Annotated in this window: 17 protein-coding genes and 2 pseudogenes; 10 read left to right on the top strand and 9 right to left on the bottom strand. The window is 56.1% G+C overall.

Translation table 11 applies throughout. The features are described from left to right. Window positions 1–275 precede the first annotated feature (275 nt). Entirely contained in the window at window positions 276–1,106 is an 831-nt protein-coding gene (locus tag AC2FEB_RS00620; protein ID WP_496883783.1) for a matrixin family metalloprotease, read from the top strand. After that, window positions 995–3,223, top strand: coding sequence for a M10 family metallopeptidase C-terminal domain-containing protein (locus AC2FEB_RS00615; protein WP_496883823.1), 2,229 nt, complete (start codon window positions 995–997; stop codon window positions 3,221–3,223). Before AC2FEB_RS00620 ends, AC2FEB_RS00615 begins: the two co-directional genes overlap by 112 nt. Window positions 3,224–3,329: 106 nt before the next feature. Here the strand turns inward: AC2FEB_RS00615 and AC2FEB_RS00610 are convergent. Continuing rightward, a pseudogene (locus AC2FEB_RS00610) lies at window positions 3,330–3,479 on the bottom strand (IS3 family transposase); the annotation flags it as partial. Between the two features lie 343 nt (window positions 3,480–3,822). Further along, entirely contained in the window at window positions 3,823–4,512 is a 690-nt protein-coding gene (locus AC2FEB_RS00605) for a GntR family transcriptional regulator (RefSeq protein WP_496670726.1), read from the bottom strand. Between the two features lie 101 nt (window positions 4,513–4,613). Between AC2FEB_RS00605 and AC2FEB_RS00600 the strand changes: the two are divergent. From AC2FEB_RS00600 to AC2FEB_RS00590, 3 genes and pseudogenes are all read left to right on the top strand, one after another. Next, a pseudogene (locus tag AC2FEB_RS00600) lies at window positions 4,614–5,500 on the top strand (AbrB family transcriptional regulator). A gap of 211 nt (window positions 5,501–5,711) precedes the next feature. Beyond that, complete coding sequence (locus AC2FEB_RS00595) at window positions 5,712–7,451, top strand: type I secretion system permease/ATPase (RefSeq protein ID WP_371415324.1); 1,740 nt, start codon at window positions 5,712–5,714, stop codon at window positions 7,449–7,451. Then, window positions 7,451–8,767 (top strand): HlyD family type I secretion periplasmic adaptor subunit, encoded by a 1,317-nt coding sequence (locus tag AC2FEB_RS00590; RefSeq protein WP_496670729.1) that lies wholly within the window; start codon window positions 7,451–7,453, stop codon window positions 8,765–8,767. Before AC2FEB_RS00595 ends, AC2FEB_RS00590 begins: the two co-directional genes overlap by 1 nt. Before the next feature lie 11 nt (window positions 8,768–8,778). Here the strand turns inward: AC2FEB_RS00590 and AC2FEB_RS00585 are convergent, their stop codons facing one another. Genes AC2FEB_RS00585 through AC2FEB_RS00575 form a run of 3 tightly spaced genes read right to left on the bottom strand, consistent with a single transcriptional unit; the run spans window position 8,779 to window position 11,790 of the window. Continuing rightward, the gene (locus AC2FEB_RS00585; RefSeq protein ID WP_496670731.1) at window positions 8,779–9,786 is read right to left on the bottom strand and encodes an ABC transporter substrate-binding protein; all 1,008 of its coding nucleotides are present in this window, start codon (window positions 9,784–9,786) and stop codon (window positions 8,779–8,781) included. Beyond that, on the bottom strand, window positions 9,765–11,132 hold the full coding sequence (locus AC2FEB_RS00580; RefSeq protein WP_117874047.1) for a sensor histidine kinase: 1,368 nt from the start codon (window positions 11,130–11,132) through the stop codon (window positions 9,765–9,767). The genes AC2FEB_RS00585 and AC2FEB_RS00580 overlap by 22 nt, the downstream gene beginning before the upstream one ends. Beyond that, a complete protein-coding gene (locus AC2FEB_RS00575; RefSeq protein WP_117873333.1) occupies window positions 11,122–11,790 on the bottom strand; it encodes a response regulator transcription factor in 669 nt (222 codons plus the stop codon). The genes AC2FEB_RS00580 and AC2FEB_RS00575 overlap by 11 nt, the downstream gene beginning before the upstream one ends. Window positions 11,791–11,898: 108 nt before the next feature. On the opposite strand from AC2FEB_RS00575, the gene AC2FEB_RS00570 reads away from it, so the two are divergent. The 5 genes from AC2FEB_RS00570 to AC2FEB_RS00550 all read left to right on the top strand — a co-directional run bounded on the left by AC2FEB_RS00570 (window position 11,899) and on the right by AC2FEB_RS00550 (window position 16,883). Then, window positions 11,899–12,879, top strand: a complete 981-nt coding sequence (locus AC2FEB_RS00570; RefSeq protein ID WP_496883782.1) for a Bug family tripartite tricarboxylate transporter substrate binding protein — start codon at window positions 11,899–11,901, stop codon at window positions 12,877–12,879. A gap of 67 nt (window positions 12,880–12,946) precedes the next feature. Beyond that, entirely contained in the window at window positions 12,947–13,429 is a 483-nt protein-coding gene (locus tag AC2FEB_RS00565; RefSeq protein WP_117873337.1) for a tripartite tricarboxylate transporter TctB family protein, read from the top strand. Window position 13,430: 1 nt separating this feature from the next. Next, window positions 13,431–14,942: a tripartite tricarboxylate transporter permease gene (locus AC2FEB_RS00560; RefSeq protein WP_117873339.1), complete on the top strand. Its 1,512-nt coding sequence runs from the start codon at window positions 13,431–13,433 to the stop codon at window positions 14,940–14,942. After that, on the top strand, window positions 14,935–16,119 hold the full coding sequence (locus tag AC2FEB_RS00555) for a CaiB/BaiF CoA transferase family protein (RefSeq protein ID WP_496670738.1): 1,185 nt from the start codon (window positions 14,935–14,937) through the stop codon (window positions 16,117–16,119). Before AC2FEB_RS00560 ends, AC2FEB_RS00555 begins: the two co-directional genes overlap by 8 nt. Continuing rightward, window positions 16,116–16,883 carry a citryl-CoA lyase gene (locus AC2FEB_RS00550; RefSeq protein ID WP_496670740.1) on the top strand — a complete coding sequence of 256 codons (768 nt, stop codon included), beginning with the start codon at window positions 16,116–16,118 and terminating at the stop codon, window positions 16,881–16,883. The genes AC2FEB_RS00555 and AC2FEB_RS00550 overlap by 4 nt, the downstream gene beginning before the upstream one ends. A gap of 4 nt (window positions 16,884–16,887) precedes the next feature. On the opposite strand, the gene AC2FEB_RS00545 is transcribed toward AC2FEB_RS00550, so the two are convergent. The 4 genes from AC2FEB_RS00545 to AC2FEB_RS00530 form a co-directional block, all read right to left on the bottom strand. Then, window positions 16,888–18,084 carry an acetate/propionate family kinase gene (locus AC2FEB_RS00545; RefSeq protein ID WP_496670743.1) on the bottom strand — a complete coding sequence of 399 codons (1,197 nt, stop codon included), beginning with the start codon at window positions 18,082–18,084 and terminating at the stop codon, window positions 16,888–16,890. After that, the gene (locus tag AC2FEB_RS00540) at window positions 18,081–19,478 is read right to left on the bottom strand and encodes a bifunctional enoyl-CoA hydratase/phosphate acetyltransferase (RefSeq protein WP_496670746.1); all 1,398 of its coding nucleotides are present in this window, start codon (window positions 19,476–19,478) and stop codon (window positions 18,081–18,083) included. Before AC2FEB_RS00540 ends, AC2FEB_RS00545 begins: the two co-directional genes overlap by 4 nt. 172 nt (window positions 19,479–19,650) lie before the next feature. Then, on the bottom strand, window positions 19,651–21,825 hold the full coding sequence (locus tag AC2FEB_RS00535; RefSeq protein ID WP_496670749.1) for a Tex family protein: 2,175 nt from the start codon (window positions 21,823–21,825) through the stop codon (window positions 19,651–19,653). Window positions 21,826–21,975: 150 nt separating this feature from the next. Beyond that, window positions 21,976–22,716, bottom strand: a complete 741-nt coding sequence (locus AC2FEB_RS00530; protein WP_496670752.1) for an aspartate/glutamate racemase family protein — start codon at window positions 22,714–22,716, stop codon at window positions 21,976–21,978. Window positions 22,717–22,730 lie beyond the last annotated feature (14 nt).

The following is a 22,730-nucleotide window of genomic DNA, read 5'->3' as shown; positions in this document are numbered from 1 at the left end:
CTCCGGATCAAAAGCGTCAAGAGGAGTTCCGCAAGCTGAGGCGGAAATTGGGTCGAACACCCCACCCCAATCGGCCGCAGGTGTCGCCGTACAGGTAGTGCTCGCGATATTCTGTTGCACTCATGAGACGATTCTACCGTTGAAAGAAAGTGTCATTTGAAACATGGTGTCACCTACTGTTTCAAAAGGATCGGTGCGTAATAGCTTGTCATAAAAAGAACAATTTAAGCGTGCATCCGAGTGCAATCTAATCTTCCGACGTACAGGGCTGTGCAATGGCTACTACGACTATAATTCCAAGACCTTCCGCTTCTTCTCCGCTCAGCTCGATACAAGGCAATATTGCATTCGGTGATGGGGATCCGTCTACTCCCACTGTTATAAACTACGCGTTTGGAACACAAATCGGACGCCAACTGGGGCAAGCATGGACAAATGAGTACAAAGACGAGTTTCGCGCGGCGCTAGCAGCAATAGAAGCGGTGGCCAACATAAGTTTTGTCGAAACCAGTGTTGCCAATGCTGACCTTATTGAAGTCATCGCGCCCAGCTCGTTTTTTGACGACCCCTATACGCTCGGCTACCACTATGCGCCGATAAACACCAGTTATACTGGTCCTTTTTACGGCGCTTACAACACCGATTTCTGGACCGCTAATTCTGGTCTTAATGGCAACGGCGATCCGGGCGGGTACTTCTTTACTACGTTGGTTCACGAACTGGGGCACGCCTTGGGGCTTGCTCACCCGCACGATACCTTCCTGGGAACAACCGTTATGGATGGTGTCACATCACCATTTAATTCATTCGGGGCCGGCGACCTGAATCAGGGTGTCTACACGGTGATGTCGTATAATGATGGCTGGACCGAACAGAACGGACTTCTCTCATCCACCGCGATTTATGGAGGTTCAACTGGGCTCGGCGCTTTGGACATTGCTGCGTTGCAGGCAATGTATGGCGCGAATACCACTCACAACACGGGCGACACTACATACTTCTACCTTCGTCGAATGCTCCAGGCACAGGCTATCAGGCTGTATGGGACGCCGGCGGAAATGACACCATTTGGCATAATGGCGGGCGCGATGCCTGGATCGACCTGAGGCCAGCGACATTAGACTACAGTGATACTGGAGGCGGTGTAGTATCACATGCTTCCCTGATTATTAAGGGTGGCTTCACAATCGCGCATGGCGTTGTCATTGAAAACGCAACCGGCGGAGTGGGCGACGACGTACTGGTGGGGAACACAGCCCAGAATGTATTAAAGGGAGAGCATGGGAACGACCGAATATACTCGGTGTCCGACGGAACCAACAACAACACCATTTATGGCGGCGGGGGGAACGACACCATTTATCTGGCGAACGGTTCCGGCGCTGATCAGGTTTTTGGTGGTCGGGGCGACGATTGGGCCATTGTGACCAGCAATGCCGGCTCGTTTTCCGGAGGAAGCGGTACTGACACCGTCCGATTTGTCAGCGCCATCAGCAGTTATCTGTTCATCAAAAACGGCACGAAATACGAATTTATCGATGCCGTGTCACGTATTACCTTCACGGTGGAAGATGATGTCGAGGCCATTCAGTTCCTGAATGGATCACAGACGTATACTCGTTCGAATATCGAAGCTGCCATGCAGCTTTTGGATATCGAAACGACCGGTACGACACTGAAACATGCAAGTCAGGGCATTTACGTACTGGATGCAGGCAGTTCGAACGTGACGCTGATTTTTAATGGTCAGGCTGTTGGTCAAAACACGATTGCCGGCTGGCTGGCCATTCATGCCGAGGCTTCGGGCGGCGGTTACAAAGTGCTGTGGAAAAACGTGGATGGGACATATGGGGAATGGACCGTCAACTCCAATGGTCAGTTCCTCAGCAGCAGCAGCATCGGCAATGTGGCAGATGTTGAGGCCTTCTATGGCGCTGATTTGAACAATGACGGGCTGACGGGTCACGGTACGGTCACGGTTGAATCCAATGGCTCCACGACACTCGTTTCGTCAAGTCTGGGTTCGTATTTTATTAACGGCACCATTGAACTGACGCTCAACGGTGCCAAGGCCGGCCCGGGCAGTTTCCCCGGCTGGCAGGCCATTCAGGCTGAGGCTTCTGGCGGCGGTTACAGGGTGCTATGGAAGAATACGGACGGCACGTTTGGGGAATGGGTGGCCGATGCCAGTGGTCGCTTTGTCAGCAGCAGCACCATAGACGACGTTCGAGATGTCGAGGTCTTCTATGGCGCCAACCTGAACAATGATGCACAAATCGGTCATATCACGACCAGCATCGAGTCCAACGGTTCCACGACGCTGGGATGGTCAACCAATGGCGCATATGTAATTGGCGGCAACATCGACTTGAAGCTCAACCAGGTTATTGCCGGTCCTGGCAGCTTCCCCGGCTGGCAGGCGCTTCAGGCCGAGGCTTCTGGCGGCGGTTATCGGGTGCTGTGGAAGAATTCCGACGGGTCTTACGGAGAATGGACTACAAACGCGGCTGGTGAATTCCAGAGCAGTGCAACAATCGACAATGTTGCGGATGTCGAGGTCTTCTATGGCGTTGACCTGAACAATGACGGGCTGACGGGTCATGGAACGATCAACATTGAATCCAACGGCGGGACAACGCTGGGGGCGTCAACCCAGGGTGAATATCTGATTGACGGCACCACGGCCTTGACATTCAACAACGCCACTGTCGGGCCGAACAGCTTCCCTGGCTGGCAGGCCATTCAGGCCGAAGCTTCGGGCGGCGGCTACAGGGTGTTGTGGAAGAATTCGGATGGGTCCTATGGGGAATGGGTCACGGATTCCAATGGTGTATATGTCGGTTCCAACACCATCGCTGACGTGGCGGCAGTCGAAACCTTCTATGGCTTTGATATCGACGGCAGTGGGACAGTCGGAAACGGACTGCCCAAACTCGCTCGAGTTGCGGCAGCCGATCAGAACACACCGACGGGCGAAGAAAAATTGGGAATGTCTGATTGGGATGAAACGGTCGATTATCTGAAGTTTGTCGCCGATCTTGGCGGTCACGAAGACGCAGAAGACGACTACACGCTGGTAAGCTTGCATCAGGCTCAGGATACGGTGCTCTCTGTTTCCGAAGACCCCTTGGCCGCCTTGTCGAGTGGAAACATGGACATCGAGGACGACGAGACCAGTCCGACACTTATGCCCCTTTTGGACGAAGACAGCTATTGGGTTTAGAAAAACTTTGGCGCTGGAGGCGGCCCGTTCGGTTAGACTGACGGTGCCGTTTCTGGCGTAGTTCACAGTGGACGTGTCGCGTTTTAGTGCGGCCCCAAGTGCTCGGTTAGACCACTTTCCGTTCGAAGGCGGCTGGGCTTTTCCAGCCTATTGCTGAGTGCCGTCGACGTGGGTTGTAGACGCCATTGATGTATTCGAAGATTGCCAATTCGGCAGTTGTTCGGGTCGGCCAGGGTCGCCGCCAAATCAGCGCCGCATTGGCAACTGCATCCCTCATCGTGCTCTGCCCCAAGATCGAACCGGCCATGATTTCCCCGGCGTCGCCAAAGGTTTCTTGTTTCGCCGTTTGCGGGCGAACATTGCGCTGTTTCGACGACCTCGAGCCCCAGACAAGTTAAGGTTACGCAAGTCCACTGAGAAAACTCGCAGAATGGTGGCTTGCGGCTTAGGCATGTGTTCGACTTCGCCGTATGTCCCGATCAAAAGGTCCGAGAGGCTTGAATGAATGCAGTGAAAATGTCGGGTGTGGTGAGAATTACCACCACCGATCACAGTGATGTTCTAAGCATCTTTGTGAGGAGGTATTAGTTACGTTTGTCCTATTGACCTTGATCGGTTGTGCGGTCGCGTTTTTGAAGGGCGCGAATGCGCATCCTCTGGGCAGCCTCAATATGTGCTCGCATTTCCATCTCGGCCGCTGCGCTGTCGCGAGATTTGAGGGCTGTCATAATGCACCGATGTTCAGCGACTGCGGCATCCACCCGCTCATTGTCCAACAGTTGTGACGGTCCAAGAATCAGCAGCGCCTTTTGCAATGAAAGCATGGATTTCGCCAGAAACCGGTTTTTGACCGCATCCAACAGCGTGGCGTGAAACACCCGGTTGATCCGTGCAGCTTCCGGCCCGGTACCTACTTTGGCAAGTCGGTCGTTCAGAACCTCCAGCTCGTCCAATTCGACATCTGACGCAGCTCGGGCCGCCTGGCGGGCCGCAGTACCTTCAAGCACGGCGCGCATCTCATAGAGCTCCATCACTTCGGCATAACTCAGGCTTCGGACCGATGCGCCCTGTCTCGGCACATGCGTGACAAGCCCATCAGCCTCAAGCTGTCGGATCGCTTCGCGAACAGGAGTTCGGCTGACGCCCAGCCGTTCAGACAGGTCTATTTCTCTCAAGCGATCGCCGGGCAAAAGCGCGCCTTCGCGAATCTCATCCAGCAGCCGCTGATACACGGAATTGCCTTGTGGGCCCGGCTGTTTCGCGTCGTCCTGGTAGACCATCATGCTCATACTTGCACCTTGCATCCATTCGCATACAAAAGAATGCATCATGGATCAATGGCAACGGAATTCAAGTTTTGTCCGTTTCAAAGAATCCCCTCTCCCGCCGTGTGAAAAGGTTGGTAACTTTTGGAATTGCAGCGCTTGGCACAGCGGTCTTTTGGATATTGGGTCTTCCGCTACCGTTCTTGTTCGGCCCCATGGCCGCTTGCCTGATCGCCAAGATGGCCCAGGCGCCGATGGACGGGTTTGGGCAGGTTTCCGTCGCAGCCAGGACGATCTTGGGCGTTGCAGTTGGTGCATCGATCACGCCAGCGCTATTCGTCGAATTGCCCAAGATGGCCGCATCGATCATGTTGGTCCCCGCCTTCATTGTACTGATCGCTCTTGTTGGTGTGCCGTTTTTTCGCAAAGCTTGGGGGTTTGACGAAAAAAACCGCTTTTTACGCGGCGATGCCGGGCGGATTGCAGGACATGATCCTTTTTGGCGCCGAGGCTGGAGCCGACCCGAGAACCCTGTCTTTGATCCACAGTACGCGCGTGTTGATCATCGACACTTTGGCACCATTGTTCCTGACGGCTTTCTACAGTGTCGAACTCACCAACCCTATTGGGCAGCCAGCGCATGAGTTACCAGTTCATGAGCTGCTGCTGATGGTTCTGGCGGCACTTATTGGCTGGAAAGGTGGAGAAAAATTGCGCTATTGGAGTGAAGTTTGTCGGCGTGACTTGGGGTGAATTGCGCCGGATCGTTGCCTATGTTGTTGTGCTGGCCATTCTGGCCGCAGGATTCACTGCCGTAGTTACAACTCTTGAGTTGGGAAGCCCCGTCGAAGCTTTTCTTGCTTTCGCTCTTGGGGGGCAGGCCGAGATGACGGTTCTGGCAATTGTTTCGGGCGCTGATCTAGGCTTTGTCATCACTCATCACCTGATACGGACCGTGCTGGTGATCATCGCCGCCAACCTAATCTTGCGTTGGTTCAATCCACGGAAATAGTCAGGTCCTTTAGGCATCGACCCCAGAGCTTTGATGCGATAGTGGCACAAAACACAAATGTTATGACATTCTTTTTGGCATTGGCCAAAAAGTGCCCTTTCCTGTGCATGGTCTGCGGTTTCTTGCTCAAAAAAACATGTGCAAACTTGGCAACGCTGAACTAACTTTCTAAATGCGGCGTTGCCTTCCGGAATGATGTGGATTTAAAACTGTGAAACCTCAACACCGCGTATCAGCGGCCCCTCGCCATGAATTGCGCAAAGTGCGCAATCAGGGCATCGCCTTTCTGGCCTTGGCGTTTTTGTTCAGCATCTTCGTTAACCTGCTCATGCTCACAGGTCCCCTGTTCATGTTGCAGGTATATGACCGGGTTCTTGGCTCGCGAGCGGTTGAAACTCTGACCGCACTGTTTTTGCTCGTCGCATTGCTTTATGCGCTGATGGCTATGCTCGATTATGCGCGTGGTCGCATCGTTGCCCGCTTTGGCGCCCGGTTCCAGTCGCAACTGGATGAACGCGTTTTCGAAGCCACGTTGCGCCGATCTCTGGTGCCTCAGGTGCGATCAGCTCCGGCGACCGCACTGCGAGATCTGGAGGCCATTCGTACCTTGTGTTCTTCGCCCGTATTGCTTGCAGTGATGGATATTCCGTGGACGCCCGTTTTCCTCGGGGCAATTTTCCTGTTTCATCCACTGCTTGGCTGGTTGGCAGTTGCAAGCGGCTTGCTACTTGTAATGATTGCACTGCTTAACCAGGCCCTGACCAGCCGAAAGGTGGCCGCTGCGCAATCAGCAGCGGCACGAGCGAACGCTTTCTCTGAGCAGGCGCGGCAAGCGGCGGAAGTTGTGCGTTCTCAGGGAATGCAGGCGGACGTCACCAAGCGGTGGTTGAACCAGCGTACGGATGCTTTGCGTCAAAGCATTTCTGCCAGTGACTGGACCGGTAGCTTCACGTCGCTGACTAAATCGCTTCGGCTATTTCTTCAATCGGCCATGCTGGCTCTGGGCGCGTGGCTGGTTCTGCAAAACGAAATGACTCCGGGTGCGATGATTGCAGGCTCGATCCTTTTGGGGCGTGCCTTGGCACCGGTCGAGCAGGCTGTCGGCCAATGGGGATTGATCGAACGGGCACGCACGTCCTGGATCTCTCTGACCCGGTTTCTGGACCAGACACCGCCGGAAGAACAGCGGATACGTTTGCCGATCCCCAAGTCGCAACTGGAAGCCAAATCCCTGACAGTAATCCCTCCGGGCGCTTCTGCGCCAACGTTGCGGAATGTGAACTTGAAACTGGAACCGGGAAAGGCGCTTGGTGTCATCGGAAAAAGCGGATCGGGCAAGACGACCCTAGCCAAGGCATTGCTTGGGCTTTGGAGGCCCGCAGCCGGCGAGATCCGATTGGGCGGCGCCACTTTGGACCAATACGATCCAAACGATCTGGGCAGCCATATCGGGTACTTGCCGCAGCAGGTCACTCTGTTTAACGGAACCGTTGCTGAGAACATTGCGCGGATGTCGGAAAACCCGGATTCCGAGGCGGTGGTTGCGGCGGCCAAAAAGGCCAATGCACACGAACTGATCCTGTCATTGGAAAAAGGCTATGGCACATTCCTTGAGGGCAATGACAGTCAGTTGTCGGGCGGTCAGAAACAGCGCATAGCGTTAGCCCGCGCGCTATATGGCGATCCGGTCTTGCTCATTCTTGACGAGCCGAACTCGGCCCTGGACGCAGACGGCACCGAAGCCTTGAATGCGGCTGTGCGTGGCCTCAAGGCGGCAGGAAAAGGCGCCATCATCATGACGCATCGCCCGCAGGCCATTTCGGAATGTGACGATCTGGCAGTCGTCGAAAAAGGCCAAGTGGTCAGGTTCGGCAGTCGCGATGAGGTTCTGAACGCAATGGTCCAGAATGCGGGCGCGATTAAGCGCAAGCTCAGCCCCGTAGGTGAATAATGGCGAAAAAATCTACTAAAAAGCCGCTGCCAGTCTGGGGCATCAAAACTCCTGCGTTTGTAGGATTTCTTGCCCTTGGCATTCTGGTTGGCGGATTGGGGCTTTGGGCCGTGAAAACGCGGCTGGCCGGAGCAATTGTTTCTCCGGGTGTAATCGAAGTGCAGAGCAATCGTCAGGTCGTTGAACATCCAGACGGCGGCGTGGTTGGCGAGATTTTCGTGCGCGACGGAGATGTAGTCGCCTCGGGCGATTTGCTTTTGCGGTTGGATGACACGTTTATGTCGTCGGAACAGACTATTGTAGAATCTCAACTCTTTGATCTGCTGGCCCGCCGTGCCCGGCTTGAGGCCGAACGGGACGGTTTGACATCCGAAGACTTGGCGGCACGCCTGGCCGAAGTTCAAAAAGAAAACAACATTGATCCCGACCTGATTGAGGGACAACAGAACCTGTTTGATGCCCGCCTGGAAACTCTGTCCAAGCAGGATGAGCAGCTGCGCAAACAGCTGGTTCAGATCGAAAGTGAGATTGAAGGCACACAGGCTCAGTTGGTCTCATTGCGCCGCCAGACCGAGTTGATTGAGGCGGAGTTGGAAGATCAGCAAAGCCTGTTGAGCAGGGGTTTGACGCAGAACAGCCGGGTTCTGGCGCTGCAACGGGAAGAGGCCAGCCTTACAGGTGAAATCGGCAAGTTGGAAGCGGCTGTCGCGCGACTGAAGGGACAGATTGCGTCTACCGAGATTCAGATTGTCGAACTGACCGCGACCCGACGGGAAGAAGCAATTACCACTTTGCGGGACGCTCAGGCACAGGTAGCGGAACTGTGGGAGCGACGCCTGTCCTTAGCAGAGCGTTTGACCAGGCTGGAAATCCGTGCGCCTGTCAGTGGAACTGTCTACGGCAGTCAGGTCTTTGCATTGCAATCCGTCATTCAGCCGGGCGAACCTATGATGTATGTGGTTCCGCAGGACACGCCGCTACTGGTTGCTGCGCGGGTCGATGCAATCCATGTGGATCAATTGCATGTTGGGCAGTCCGTTGCCCTGCGGTTCCCGGCGTTCAATCAACGCGAAACGCCCGAACTTGAGGGACAGGTCAACAACGTCTCAGCGGACACGTTCACGGATGAACAGTCTGGTTTCACCTTTTACCGCGCCGAAGTAGTGCTGAATGACGGTGAGATCGACCGGCTCAATGGTCAGGAACTATTGCCGGGCATGCCGGTTGAGACACTGATCAAGACCGATGAACGCACACCGTTGTCCTACCTTGTGAAACCAATGGCGGACTACTTCAATCGCGCGTTTCGCGAGTGATGCGGTCGCGGTTATCGCTGGATAACCGCGTTTTCCCATTCGGCCAGAAAACGGCGGCGTTTCAGCTTGTCCAGAAATGTCATGAGGGCCGGGTCCAGCCCAATCGTTTCGCGGTCAGTGCCAGTCTCGTGTGTTGCCAAGGGTGGCAAGGTAACGCGGTCGCCTACCCGCTCGGTTTGGTTGGAAATCAGATGTTTGAGAAAAGACGTGGCAGCGTCCGGTTGAGGGGTGCCATTCAATACCATCGCTGTACGCATCATGGTTGTCTGAAAATCTGATGGCAGGATGATTTCCACGGTGTCCTTGCTTCCGGCGCGGGCTTCGGCATAGCTGCCCAGAACATTGTAAGCCACCGCAATCTCTCCATTGACGAGGTCATCAATCATATCTGCCGAACAACAGTACAGGCGCACGTCCAATCCACCCATTACCTCCATGAGCCGCCAATAGGTCTCAGACGCACGGGCATCCTGTGTTGCGAACAGGTAACCCAGACCGGATTGACGGATATCATAGGTACCTACTCGGCCCCGAAAATCATCGGGGTGCATACGAAGGATTTCAATCAGTTGTTGCCGGGTCTCTGGGATATGGCCACCGGCAAAGGCCGCCTGGTTGACCATTATGGTCGCGGGTTCAGAGGTGAAAGCGAAAAGGCTTTGATGCCATTGCGCCCAGGATGGCAGTGATATGTCGTCAATGATGCGCCCAAATCCGTCGTTTGCCAGCTTCAGTTGCAGATCCATCGCACTGGAGATTACGACATCAAAATCTTCGGGCGCGGCACGGACTATTCGGTCAATATCCGCGGTGCCTGTCACCATGTATTCAACAGAGATACCGGGGTTTTCTTCGATAAAATTGGCGATCAATGGCTTGAACAGAAAGGTGTCCGTGCTTGAGATGACGCGAAGACGCACCTCATCCGTCGAGGCGTTGAAAACCTGCCTGTCCTCCCAGATCTGGGCGACAGCAACGACAGGTAGACTGAAGAAGATCAAAGCGATAAAATTACGCAAGCGCCGCCCCCTTGCCGATTGGCCAGTTCCAGTGTGCCGCCATGGGCAGTTGCGACGTCCTGAACGATTGTAAGGCCCAATCCCGATCCGATGGTGCCGCTTGCGTTCTGCCCGCGTTCAAAGCGGCGTGTCAGCGTATCGATTTCGTTTGGGTGAAACCCCGACCCACGGTCTTTGACGATTATCTGAATGTGCGGTTCTGAAACAACCTCTATGCGGACAAAACTGTCCGCAGGAGCATATTTCAGAGCATTGTCGATCATGTTTCGCACAGCGTTTTGAATAAGAATGGGGTCACCTGAATAGGAAACCTTTGGATCGCCGCTCAGGGAAAGTGACAAGTCCTTCATCTCGGCTATTGGCGTCAGGCGTTGCACCAGATCATGGACCAAAGCGTTGAGATCAATGTCTTCGCGCTCCAGATGATCGGCACGGAACGTGATCATCGCGTGGTCCAGCAATTGCCCCGCCGCGCGCGAACTTTCATCAATGGCCCGCACCATTGAGCGCAAAGCTTCTCGGTTTTCTTCCTTTTCGACCCTCTGCAAGGTGGCATCGGCGTAAGATCGGACTGTTGCCAGAGGGGTACGTACCCGATGAGCAGCCTCGGCGATAAAGTCTTCCGATTGGCTCAGCGACTGATCCAGTCGCCCCATCAATGAGTTCAACGACGCCACCAACGGAGCCATTTCGCGGGGTACGGGTTTTTTAAACGGGCTCAGGTCCTGCGGGCCGCGCCGCGTGACAGAAGTCGTAAGCCTGTTCAATTGGCCGATAGTGGATGAAGTTGCCCAAAACGACAGTGCTGCGGCAAGGGCAAAAAAACTGATGCCCAATACCGCTGCGTTGCGTGAAATCTGGTCCAGGGTTTCCGCAAGCGCATCCTGTGTTTGGCCCAATGCGACCTCGATGACGGATTGTTTGTTCAGGCCCACAAGGGTCCGTCGCGCGCTGACTTGACGGATAGTTTCACCCCGTATCTGACTGGATCGAAAGCTCCACTTGCTGTCGAATTGCCCAGTGATCGGCGGCAGATCTTCGTATCCGGACAGAAACACGCCATCCTGAAAAATCGCATAGAAAACTCGGTCATCGGATGGCGTGCTTAGCATTGCGAAGGCTGCGTAGGGAATATCAACCTCCAACTGACCGTCACGCAAGGCGGCCGCGTCCAGAATTGACGTGACCGACGCCCCGAGGATGTTGTCTTGTCCTTGTTGCGCGACCTGTGCGGCATAGTTGCGAACCGCAACAAACAGAAGAAACGCAAGGATCGCGGCACCACCAATCAAAGTCAGAACCAACCTGTTCCGAAGTGATCCTGACACATGAGGATCAGGAGGCATGATCCAGCCTGTATCCAAGACCGCGGAGCGTGGTGATCTTCAGGTCCGAAGGTTCAAGATGTTTGCGAAGGCGGCCAACGTAAACCTCGATGGCATTGTCCGAGACGTCGTCATCATAAGAAAAAAGCCGGTCCGTGAGCTTTTGTTTCGAAAACACCTGTCCCGGCGCACTGATGAACAGTTCCAGAAGGCGCAGTTCACGGTTGCGCAACGAAACAGTCTCATCTCCGACAGTTAGATGACCTGCCAAAGGGTCAAAGACTATGCCACCCACTTCTATCGTAGTCCTGGCATTCCCGGATTTGCGGCGCAGGACGGCGCGGCAGCGAGCCTCAAGCTCGGCATGATCGAAAGGCTTGGTGACGTAATCGTCGGCCCCCAGATCCAGAGAGCCGATTCGATCCGAGACCTGGCTGCGTGCCGTCAAAATGATCACAGGGGTGTCCAGATGACCTGCACGATGCCGTTTCAGAAAATCGCGGCCGTCCCCATCCGGTAACATGATATCCAGCAGGATAAGGTCGTATTCCTGTGTTTCTGCAAAAGCGGTCGCCTCATCCAGTTTAGACGCGTGATCAACCACATGGCCGTCCAACCTCATGCGGGAACAGATGGCATTTGCCAGATCAATATTGTCTTCCACAAGCAGGAATTTCATGGGGTTTTTGCTATATTTTCGCTCGTGACAGGTTGATGTCAGGTTGATGTGTTTTTGTTCTACCCAATCTGTGCCGCTATGCGGCCAGTTGTCAAATGGGAGGACATAATGACGACATTCACACTGGGCCGTCGCGCCCTGATCGCAGCTGTGGCTGCTTTTGGTCTGGCCGGGCCATCTCTGGCTGAAGAACAGGTCGTGGACAGCATCCACTTTCTGATCCCCGGTGGTGCCGGTGGCGGCTGGGACGGTACCGCGCGCGGCACGGGCGAAGCGCTGACAAAAGCGGGTCTCGTAGGCACGGCGTCATACGAAAACATGTCGGGTGGCGGCGGCGGCAAAGCCATTGGGTTCCTGATCGAAAATGCCGACAGCAACCATGGCACGCTGATGGTGAACTCCACGCCAATCGTGATCCGCTCATTGACCGGTGTATTCCCTCACAACTTCCGCGATCTGACGCTGGTTTCGGGCACTATCGGTGACTATGCCGCGATCGTCGTGGGCAAAGACAGTCCAATCAATTCGATGGAAGACTTGCTTGCCGCTTTTGATGCCGACCCAAGCGGCACTGCGATCGGTGGCGGCTCTGTTCCCGGCGGCATGGACCATCTGGTTGCCGCCATGGTGATGGAAGCAGCGGGTAAAGATGCGCTTGGCGTGAAGTACATCCCCTATGATGCGGGCGGCAAAGCCATGGCGGCCCTGCTGTCGGGTGAGATCGCAGCCCTGTCCACCGGTTTTTCGGAAGCGGTCGATCTGGCAAACGCGGGTGAAGTCAAGATTATCGGCGTGACGTCCGAGGAACGCGTTGATGCGGCTCCTGACGCGATGACGATGAATGAACAGGGTATTGATACCACGTTTGTGAATTGGCGCGGCTTTTTTGCGGCCCCCGGTCTGTCCGAAGACAAGCTGGCTGCCTATCAGGAAGCGATTGCCAAGATGTATGACACCCCGGAATGGGAAGAGGTTCGTGCACGCAATGGTTGGGTCAACATCCACAACTCGGGCGCTGACTTCCAGTCGTTCCTGGAGCAGCAGGAACAGCAGATCGGCGATCTGATGAAAAAGCTGGGCTTCCTCTAAGCTCTTATTCAGGCAGAGCGGGTAGACCGCTCTGCCTCCTCACGAACAAGAGCAGGGAGGGGGTCTCATGGCGCTGGATCGCTGGATCGCACTCATTCTTCTGGGTGTGTGTTTGACATATGGCTACGCCGCTTGGTTCACGATGGATGGCGGTCTGCCCCCTTTCATGCAGAGAAACCCAATTTGGCCCAGTACGTTCCCCAAAGTGCTGTCGGTTCTGGGTATCATCACCACCACGATCATTTTGCTGGGCTTTGAAAAGACGGAACCAAAGGAAGCCGATATCGATTATCGGCGGTTGGGAGAATACCATCTTGATCAGGCGCTTATGCTACTGGCCTTGATGGTCGTCTACGCGCTTTGCCTGCGCCCCGTCGGGTTTCTGATCTCGACTTCGGCCTTTCTGATCCTCGGGTCTTTCATTCTGGGTGAGCGGAAATGGCACGTCATGCTGCTCGTCGCGCTGATCGCCACCGGCTCGGTCTGGTATCTGGTTCAGGAAGTTCTTGGCATCTACATGCGCCCATTGCCGGGCATTTTCGGAGGCTGATATGCTCGAAGGACTACTGATCGGCCTGCAAACGGCCTTCTCAATTCAGAACCTGCTGATGGTCATCGCAGGGTGCCTGATCGGTACTTTCATCGGCATGCTTCCGGGTCTTGGGCCGATGTCGATCATCGCCATCATGATCCCGGTCGCTATTTCCATGGGCGACCCGTCCGCAGCGCTGATCTTGCTGGCCGGTGTGTATTACGGCGCCATCTTTGGCGGTTCGACGTCTTCTATCCTTCTTAATGCGCCGGGGGTCGCGGGGACCGTGGCTTCCAGCTTTGACGGCTACCCAATGGCCCGCCAGGGCAAAGCAGGCAAGGCGTTGACAATTGCTGCTATTGCAAGTTTTGCCGGCGGTACGATCGGGGCCATTTTGTTGATGGTCTTTGCCCCTGCTCTGTCTTCGGTGGCGCTGCTGTTCCACTCGGCCGAGTATTTCGCGCTCATGGTCGTGGGCCTGTCCGCAATCGCAGCCTTTGCAGGTACTGGTCAAGTGGCCAAGGCGGTCATCATGACGCTTGTTGGGTTGATCATGGCAACAGTTGGTGAAGGCGCATTGTTCAACTTGCCGCGTTTCACCATGGGTATCATGGACCTGCAATCGGGCTTTGGCTTCATCACGCTTGCCATGGCCATGTTCGCCTTGCCCGAAGCGCTGTTTCTGGTGCTCAAACCAAAGGATCTTCAGGGAGATGACGGCGAGATCAAAGACCTGCGCATCACAGGCAGTGAAGCCAAGGCCATCGCGCCTGTGATCGGCCGTCAATCGGTACAGGGGTTCTTCATCGGGGTTCTTCCCGGCGCAGGCGCAACGATTGCCAGCTTCCTCGGCTACGCGGTCGAGCGCAACATCGCCCCTAAAGAGGAACAGGAAGAATTCGGCAAAGGGTCAATAAAGGGTCTGGCAGCGCCCGAAACGGCCAACAATGCGGCATGTACCGGTTCTTTCGTGCCGCTGCTGACGCTGGGCATTCCGGGGTCTGGCACCACCGCAATTCTGCTTGGCGCTTTGATTGCCTTGAACGTGACACCTGGCCCACGCCTGATGCTGGACGAGCCACAGATTTTCTGGGCCGTGATTATGTCAATGTTCATCGGCAACCTTGTCCTGCTGATCCTGAACCTGCCGCTGATCCCATATATTGCCAAGGTTCTCTCGGTTCCGCGCACTTACCTGATCCCCTTCATTCTTTTCTTCACCCTTATGGGGGCCTATATCGGGCAGAACAACGCGACTGAACTTTTGATACTCGTCGGCTTCGGTGTTTGCGCCACGGCGTTGAAGTTTGCTGACTACCCGCTTGCGCCGCTGCTGATTGGCTTCATCCTTGGTGGCATGATGGAAGATAACTTCGCCCGGTCGATGCAGCTTTATGACGGCATCGCCTTCATCTGGGAGCGTCCAATGACGCTGGGTCTTCTGGTTATTGCAGCGCTATTGGTGCTTCTTCCCAGCTACCGCGCGCGCCGCGCACGGGCTCGGGCAGCAGGGGTTGCCGAAGGTGACTGAGCCGCTGGCAGGAATACGGGTTCTCGATCTGACGAATGTCCTCGCGGGTCCGTATTGCTGTTATCAACTGGCGCTTATGGGCGCTGAAGTGATCAAGGTCGAGCGCCCTGATGGCGGCGACCTTGCCCGCGTCCTGGGAGCTGATCCTGCCAGAAACAAGGCCGGTATGGGCGTCAGTTTTCTGGCGCAAAATGCTGAAAAAAAGTCCATCACGCTCAACATGAAAACAGAAGAGGGCAAAGTGCTGCTGAAGCGGCTTGTCCAGACCGCGGATGTTTTGGTGGAGAACTTTCGCCCCGGTGTGATGGATCGGCTTGGACTGGGATATGGCGTCTTGCGCGATGTGAACCCCAACCTGATTTACTGCGCCATTAGCGGGTTCGGACAGGATGGTCCCCGCCGAGGCGATCCGGCATATGACCAGATCGTGCAGGGTATCAGTGGCGTGATGTCCGTCACCGGAGGACCAGACACTGCGCCCTATCGCGTTGGTTATCCATTGGCGGATACGGTCGGGGGGATGACGGCCGCGTTCGCGGTTTCTGCTGCCCTGAACGCTGATCCTCGGGGAACCTATCTGGATGTGGCGATGTCCGAGGCTGTGATCTCGACAATGGGTTGGGTCGTATCGAACTATCTGGTGGGTGGTGTCACTCCGGAAGCTCATGGCAACGAAAACACCACGTCAGCGCCGTCAGGAACATTTGAAACCTCTGATGGCCTCATCAACATTGCAGCCAACCGCGACGAGCAGTGGCAGGCACTGGCCCGTAATTTGGACCGCAAAGACCTGCTGGATCACCCGGACTACGAAACACGCGAAGACCGTAAGCGCAATCGCCACGCCCTGCGTGAGGCGCTGGAGGAAACTCTGCGGACCAGAGCGGCATCGGACTGGGTACGCGAACTCAACGCAATTGGAGTGCCAGCGGGGCAGGTATTGACCGTGCCCGAGGCGCTTGATGACGAACAACTTGCTGGTCGCGGCCTGATCGGGTCTTTGCAGGTGCAGGGCGAAGACATGAAACTTGCGGGAAGCCCTGTTGTATTGAATGGATTACGGCAAATGCCGCGCATCGCACCACCACAGCTCGGGGCGGACAATAGTGCGATCTGGTCTGAAATTGGGCTATCCTGCGCGGAAATTGACGCCTTGAGCAAGGAAGGCATCATATGAGCGATGTGTCCGATTGGTGGACGACTTCCATCATTGATATGGAACCGGGCCGGATCGACCTGCGAGGGGAGCCGATCCAGAATCTGATAGGGCATCTTAGCTTCGCGGAAATGATCTGGTTCATGGTACGGGGCGACCGACCATCTGGCGCGCAGGCCCGGTTGTTCGAGGCCGCGTTGGTCGCCGCCGTGGACCATGGACCTCAGGCGCCTTCCATCGCGACGGCGCGCATGGCCGTGACCTGTGGGGTGCCTCTCAACAACGCGATGGCCAGTGCCGTGAACATGTTGGGGGATATTCATGGTGGCGCTGGCGAGCAGGCCGTTGCCCTGTACCATTTCGTGGCGCAACATCCTGGCCGTTTGGAGCAGGCGCTGGATGAGTGGATAGAGAGCGAAGGAAAGATTTTGCCTGGCTTTGGCCACCGGTTCCACACCCCAACTGATCCCCGTGCACCGCGCCTGATGGCTTTGGTTTCAGAGGCCGTGAAAAACGGGGCTTGCAATGGTCACTTTATGCGGATCGGGCAAGATATTGAGGCAGAACTGGCACGGCGCAAGGGGAAACCCGTTCCGATGAACATTGATGGGGCCACAGCGGTTATCTACGCCGAGCTTGGCTTTGCACCGCCGCTGGCGCGCGGTCTCTTCTGCCTGTCCCGATCTGTTGGCATTCTGGCCCATGCGTGGGAACAAATGCAGCAGGGAGGCCGGAACAAGGGACCGACCCCGCCTGCCTATCGCTGGACGTACACCGAAACGTAGGTCGCTAGGCAGTTCTGAGCCGAGGACGTTTGGCCACCAGATCTGCCGCTGCACGGGCAATAACCAGTTCTTCATTGGTCGGGATTGTCATGACCACGACGCGTGACAGGTCAGTTGAAATGATCCGGTCATTGTCCGCATTTGCGTCAGGATTCAGCTCGATGCCCAGCCATCCCATCCCCGAGCAAACCCGGTCACGCACCAGACGCGAGTTTTCCCCGATCCCACCGGTGAACACCAAGGCATCGATTCCGCCGAGAATGGCCGCCATTGCCCCAAGCTCGCGCCGAATACGGAAAGTGAAATAGCTGATCGCCTGACGGCTTTCGCGTGTGTCCGCCTTTTCCAGGGTGCGCATATCGTTGGACAACCCGGACAGACCCAACAACCCCGACTTCCGGAACAATAGGTCTGAGATTTCGTCAGCGCTCAGCCCTTCCTGGGCCATCAGATACAGGACCACTCCGGGATCCAGTTGACCGCAGCGTGTACCCATCGGCAGCCCGTCGAGGGCTGAAAACCCCATGGTCGAGCCCACTGATCGCCCTCCGATCATCGCACACATTGATGCACCATTGCCCAGATGGGCCACGACCACGCGTCCTTCGTGCAGAAGCGGCGCTGTTTTTGCCATGTGATCCGATATGTATTCATAGCTGAGCCCGTGAAAGCCATAGCGTCGAACACCTTTGTCGTAATACTCGCGCGGCAAGGCGAAAACGTCGTTCTCCCAAGGGTGATTGCGGTGAAAGGCCGTATCGAAACAGGCAATCTGAACCGCGTTTGGAAAACGTTCCATCGCCGCCCTGGCCCCGGCCAGATTGTGCGGCTGATGCAAAGGCGCAAACGGAGACAGCTTGTCCAGCGTTTGAATGGAAGCCTTGGTCAGCGGCACAGGTGCGTCAATGTCAGGTCCACCGTGGACAACACGATGCCCTACCGCAGTTACGTCGCAGTTAGGAAAAGAGCGGGCCAGCAGGTTCAAAACCCAGTCCAGGGCCGAGGCGTGATCACTGATTTCTCCGGCGGTGCCGCTGGCAAGGACACTTCCGTCGGAAGACTTTGCTTTAACAAGCGGTTCCTGTTCACCAATGTTCTCGACCGCACCGGTGCAAACCATGATTGGATCGTCTTCGGTTAGTTCAAACAAGCCAAATTTCATCGAAGACGATCCAGCGTTCAGTGTCACGACATGTGTCATGTGGGTGCTCCGGTGCGTGAAAGTGAGAAGGAGTCGTGCAGGGCTGCCACGGCGCAGGATGCAAGTCGAGCCTTGTCGTCATCGGCACGGCTGGTCAAAATGATGGGCGCTTTGGCCCCCATGACCACACCGGCCCCTTCTGCATTGGCGATATAGGTCAGTTGCTTGGCCATCATGTTCCCGGCGTCCAGATTGGGCACCACCAGAATATCCGTTTTGCCGGCAACATCAGACACGATCCCCTTGGACCGGGCAGCAGCAAGGCTGACCGCATTGTCCATGGCCAGAGGGCCGTCGACCAACCCACCCGTAATCTGGCCGCGTTCCGCCATTTTCGACAGCAGGGCCGCATCGACGGAAGATCGGATCGCCGGATTGACGGTTTCGATTGCAGAAAGAATACCTGCCCTGGGACTTTCGATCCCCAGCGACAAGGCCAAGTCGATTGCGTTCTGGACAATGTCAATCTTGGTTTCCAGATCCGGTTCGATATTGATCGCCGCGTCTGTCACCAAGAGTGGTCTGGGTTGTCCGGGCACATCCATGACAAAGACATGGGTAAAGCGGCGACCGGTGCGCAGGCCATTCTCGCGCCTGAGCGCGGCTTTTAACAGTTCGTCCGTATGCAGATGCCCTTTCATCAGCGCCTTTGCTCGACCTTCCGCAACAAGATCGACCGCCGTGTTGGCCGCGCTGAAATGATCACTTTGCGGTATGATTTCAATCCCTTCCAACGACGCTCCGATTTCGGCGGCAGCGTTGGCGATTTTGTCCGGGTCACCGATCAGAATGGGGGTGATGATCGTCTCATGCGCGGCCAACAGGGCTCCACCCAAGGCATTGGGCTCTTCCGGAGCCACAACAGCAGTAGGCATAGGCGGCAGCGGGCGTACCTTTTCCAGCATGGCATCAAAATGACGATGACGTTTCACCACCAGCCCAGGCAAATCCAATTCGGCAAACACCATCTCTTTCTCCGGCGCGATCACGACGGCCTGCCCGCTGACGATCACGGCTCCGTCCGATGGGCGCGTAACGACCGTGTCAAAGACAACCTCCCGGTTTGGTCGCTTTTCCAAAACGGTGACTTTGGATACCAGCTCATCACCTGCATGCGCCCTTCCAACAAAGTCAAACCGCTGCGATTTGTAAAGCGTCCCTGCCCCCGGCAGAACGTTCCCCAAGACTGCCGAGATCAGGGCTCCCACGAACATTGCAGGTGCAACCGCTTCTTTGGTGTGGTCGCCGTCGCCGTCTTCGCTGGCTAGATGGAGAGGATTGTGATTGCCCGAATTGTTGGCGAACACATAGAAATCGTCGACCGAGCAAGTGCGGACCAACTCGGCGGTATCGCCGACCTGAAGCTTGTTGTAAGGCTTGTTGTGGTACTGCATGAACTATAGTTTCTGTTTCGATCCATTTGGCGGCGCTGTGAACTCTCTTGCTGATACCCAGTTCAGCGCTCAATGAAAACAATGCATACTGGCTGCCCGTATCGGTCTGCACGCTATTTCCGGTGGGTAACGCCTTCATGTCGTTACACCCGGATAATGTGCAGATTGCAGATCAGGCGCGCTGCTTTCCGCCGCCCTGTTTGCGCATCGAAAGACCGATACGCTTTCTGGGCACATCCACCTCGACAACGCGCACTTTCACAACTTGCCCGGCCTTGACGACCTCATGCGGGTCCTTGACGAAGCGGTCCGCCAGCTGGCTGACATGAACCAGCCCGTCCTGATGAACGCCCACATCCACAAAGGCCCCAAAGGCCGCCACGTTTGTCACGGTGCCCTCAAGAACCATTCCGGGCTTCAGATCGGTTATCTCTTCGATGCCATCCGCGAAACTGGCCGTGACAAAACTGGGCCGGGGATCCCGTCCGGGTTTCTCAAGCTCGGCAAAGATATCCAGAACCGTGGGCAGGCCGAAATCTTCGGTTACGAATTGTTGTGCCCGCAACCCTTTCAAGGACTCTTCATGGCCCATGATGTGCCTGATATCCTGCCCGCAGGCCGACACGACGCGGCGGGCGACTTCATAGGCTTCGGGGTGCACCGACGACGCATCAAGCGGTTCAGCGCCGTCCCTTATGCGAAGAAACCCGGCGCACTGTTCAAAGGCCCGCGGACCCAAGCCTGCGACGGACAACAGGTCTTTGCGCGATTGGAACGGTCCGTTCAGATCGCGATGGGCGACGATGGCTTCGGCTTGCGCGGGGCCCAGTCCCGACACACGCGCAAGCAAAGGTGCAGAGGCTGTGTTCAGGTCAACCCCGACCGCGTTCACGACATCCTCGATCGCAGAATCCAGGGATTGCGACAGGCGGTGCTGATCAACGTCATGCTGGTATTGCCCCACGCCGATGGATTTCGGTTCGATTTTGACCAGTTCTGCCAAGGGATCCTGCAATCGTCGGGCGATGGACACCGCCCCGCGCAGCGAGACATCCAGATCGGGGAACTCTCGTGCTGCCAGTTCCGACGCGGAATAGACCGAGGCCCCGGCTTCGGACACAACCACCTTAGTTGGCGCTTTTACCGTCTTGGGGAGCAGATTCAGCGTGTCTGCAACCAACCGTTCAGTTTCTCGGCTCGCGGTTCCGTTCCCGATGGAGATCAGCTCGATCTGGTGGGCCGAGATCAGATTGAGGATGGTCGCCTGCGCCCCGCGCAGATCGTTTTTTGGTTGAAATGGATAGAACGTATCAGTGGCGACGACCTTACCCGTTGCGTCAACCACTGCCGCCTTCACGCCAGTGCGGATGCCGGGATCAAGACCCAAAGTAGCCCTGGCACCTGCAGGCGCGGCAAACAGCAAATCCTTGAGGTTGCGCGAAAAGACCTGAATTGCCTCGTCCTGCGCCCGGCTGCGCAGATCGGCCATCAATTCGACCATCATAGACAGCGAAAGCTTGACCCGCCACGTCCACCCGGCAACTTTACGCAACCAGGCATCACCCGGTCCATTGCCGCGTGTCTGCAAATGTGCGGTAACAATGGTCTCGGCCCGTGCAGCCCCAAATTCCGGTTCCGGCGCGATATCAAGCGAAACAATGCCCTCTTTTGAAGCCCGCAGCATTGCCAGCGCCCTGTGCGATGGAACATCCGCCCAACGCTCGGAATGGTCAAAGTAATCGCTGAACTTAGCGCCTTCCTTTTCCTTCCCGTCGATAACCCTAGCACTGAGCTGCGCTTCGCGCTGCATGAACATACGCAATTCACCCAGCAGTGTCGCATTTTCCGTCAATCGTTCGGTCAGAATGTCGCGCGCGCCGTTCAGCGCGTCTCGAGGGGTGGCAACGGCTTCGCTCAGGTATGCCTCGGCCAGTGTGTCCGGGTCCGCATCGCGATCGGCCAGAATGGCTTCGACCAGGGGTTCCAGCCCGTTTTCCCGCGCGATCATCGCCTTGGTATGCCGTTTGGGTTTGTAAGGCAGATAGATGTCTTCCAGCTGTGCCTTGGTTTCGGCCCGAGCTATCGATTTGCTCAGATCTTCGGTCAGCTTCCCTTGATCTTTGATAGAATTCAGGATGGTTTTGCGCCGTGCTTCGAGTTCACGCAGATAGGTCAAACGCTCGGACAGAAGACGCAATTGGGTATCGTCCAACCCACCGGTTGCTTCCTTCCGATAGCGGGCGACAAAGGGAACCGTCGCACCGTCATCCAATAGATTGATCGCAGCACCGACCTGATCGGGACGTGCATTGATCTCGGTGGCTATGGTGCGGGCGATACGGTCCAAAGGGGCCTCCTGAAACGGCAGTGGAGTGGCTTCTTAACCAGCCGCTTCAGCAAGGGAAAGTCCCTTGTACCGGTCCGTCGAAAGGTATCAGCAGGTAGCCACTGTTTTTGCGGCTATTTGGCATTTCTTGGACACTACCGTGCGACGGCCTCAACTCCACGGCATCAACCCGCAGTACCCGGTACGCGCGCTTACTGTATGCGCCATTTGCGCTAGCGTCGTCAGGTCAAAAACAGGCAGTTTCGTTTCTTCCTGAATGCGTTTTGCATAAGGGGGAAGATCCGTGCATTCTAATACCACGGAGCGTATTTCAGGCGTATCGCGCTTCAGCCTATGCGCAGCATCCAACACTTCGGCCTCGATCAAATCTGTGTCCATGCGGGTGCGCGTGTTGCGCAGGATGACCTCGGCAAACTCGCTGGTGTGCTGCAAGCCCTGTACGGCAACAGGAACGCCCCCCGCCCCAACGCCTTCGAAATGGCGTTGTGTCAGTGCCGATGAATCCGCTGTAATCACCCCAACCGGCGCGCTGGCCCCGGACATGTGAAAGGCCAACGGCACCTGTATCAGGCTCGAAGCGAAGACAGGCACCGATACGGCCTCGGCCAACTCTTTTTGGAACAGGGCGAGAAACCCGCAACTTCCGGTAATGGCGCGCACGCCTTCAGCCTCAAGCCGTTGCGCGCCTTTTATGAAGGGGTTCAGCAAATCAGGCGTCGGATTGTTCAGCAGCGTTGGCACCGTAACGCCATCTATCATTTCGTACAGCACCGGGAACGGCAGGCTGGAAGGGTTCTTGATATGCCCAGGTGGTTTGGGGAAATAGCTTTCCAGACACAAAACCCCGATTGAGGCTCCGCAGATATTGTGTCCACCCTGGTAGATCGGCATGATGGGTAATCCTT

The organism is Ruegeria sp. YTSC106, from assembly GCF_059609765.1.
The sequence above is the reverse complement of the archived record's forward strand: the minus strand, read 5'-3'. Positions and strand labels throughout refer to the sequence as shown.

Coding starts and splice junctions, on each gene's coding strand:
- AC2FEB_RS00540 (WP_496670746.1), bottom strand. CDS start 19,478: ATGCAGTACCACAACAAGCCTTACAACAAGCTTCAGGTCGGCGATACC.
- AC2FEB_RS00580 (WP_117874047.1), bottom strand. CDS start 11,132: ATGCCTCCTGATCCTCATGTGTCAGGATCACTTCGGAACAGGTTGGTT.
- AC2FEB_RS00545 (WP_496670743.1), bottom strand. CDS start 18,084: ATGACACATGTCGTGACACTGAACGCTGGATCGTCTTCGATGAAATTT.
- AC2FEB_RS00565 (WP_117873337.1), top strand. CDS start 12,947: ATGGCGCTGGATCGCTGGATCGCACTCATTCTTCTGGGTGTGTGTTTG.
- AC2FEB_RS00530 (WP_496670752.1), bottom strand. CDS start 22,716: ATGCCGATCTACCAGGGTGGACACAATATCTGCGGAGCCTCAATCGGG.
- AC2FEB_RS00570 (WP_496883782.1), top strand. CDS start 11,899: ATGACGACATTCACACTGGGCCGTCGCGCCCTGATCGCAGCTGTGGCT.
- AC2FEB_RS00620 (WP_496883783.1), top strand. CDS start 276: ATGGCTACTACGACTATAATTCCAAGACCTTCCGCTTCTTCTCCGCTC.
- AC2FEB_RS00590 (WP_496670729.1), top strand. CDS start 7,451: ATGGCGAAAAAATCTACTAAAAAGCCGCTGCCAGTCTGGGGCATCAAA.
- AC2FEB_RS00550 (WP_496670740.1), top strand. CDS start 16,116: ATGAGCGATGTGTCCGATTGGTGGACGACTTCCATCATTGATATGGAA.
- AC2FEB_RS00575 (WP_117873333.1), bottom strand. CDS start 11,790: ATGAAATTCCTGCTTGTGGAAGACAATATTGATCTGGCAAATGCCATC.
- AC2FEB_RS00605 (WP_496670726.1), bottom strand. CDS start 4,512: ATGAGCATGATGGTCTACCAGGACGACGCGAAACAGCCGGGCCCACAA.
- AC2FEB_RS00560 (WP_117873339.1), top strand. CDS start 13,431: ATGCTCGAAGGACTACTGATCGGCCTGCAAACGGCCTTCTCAATTCAG.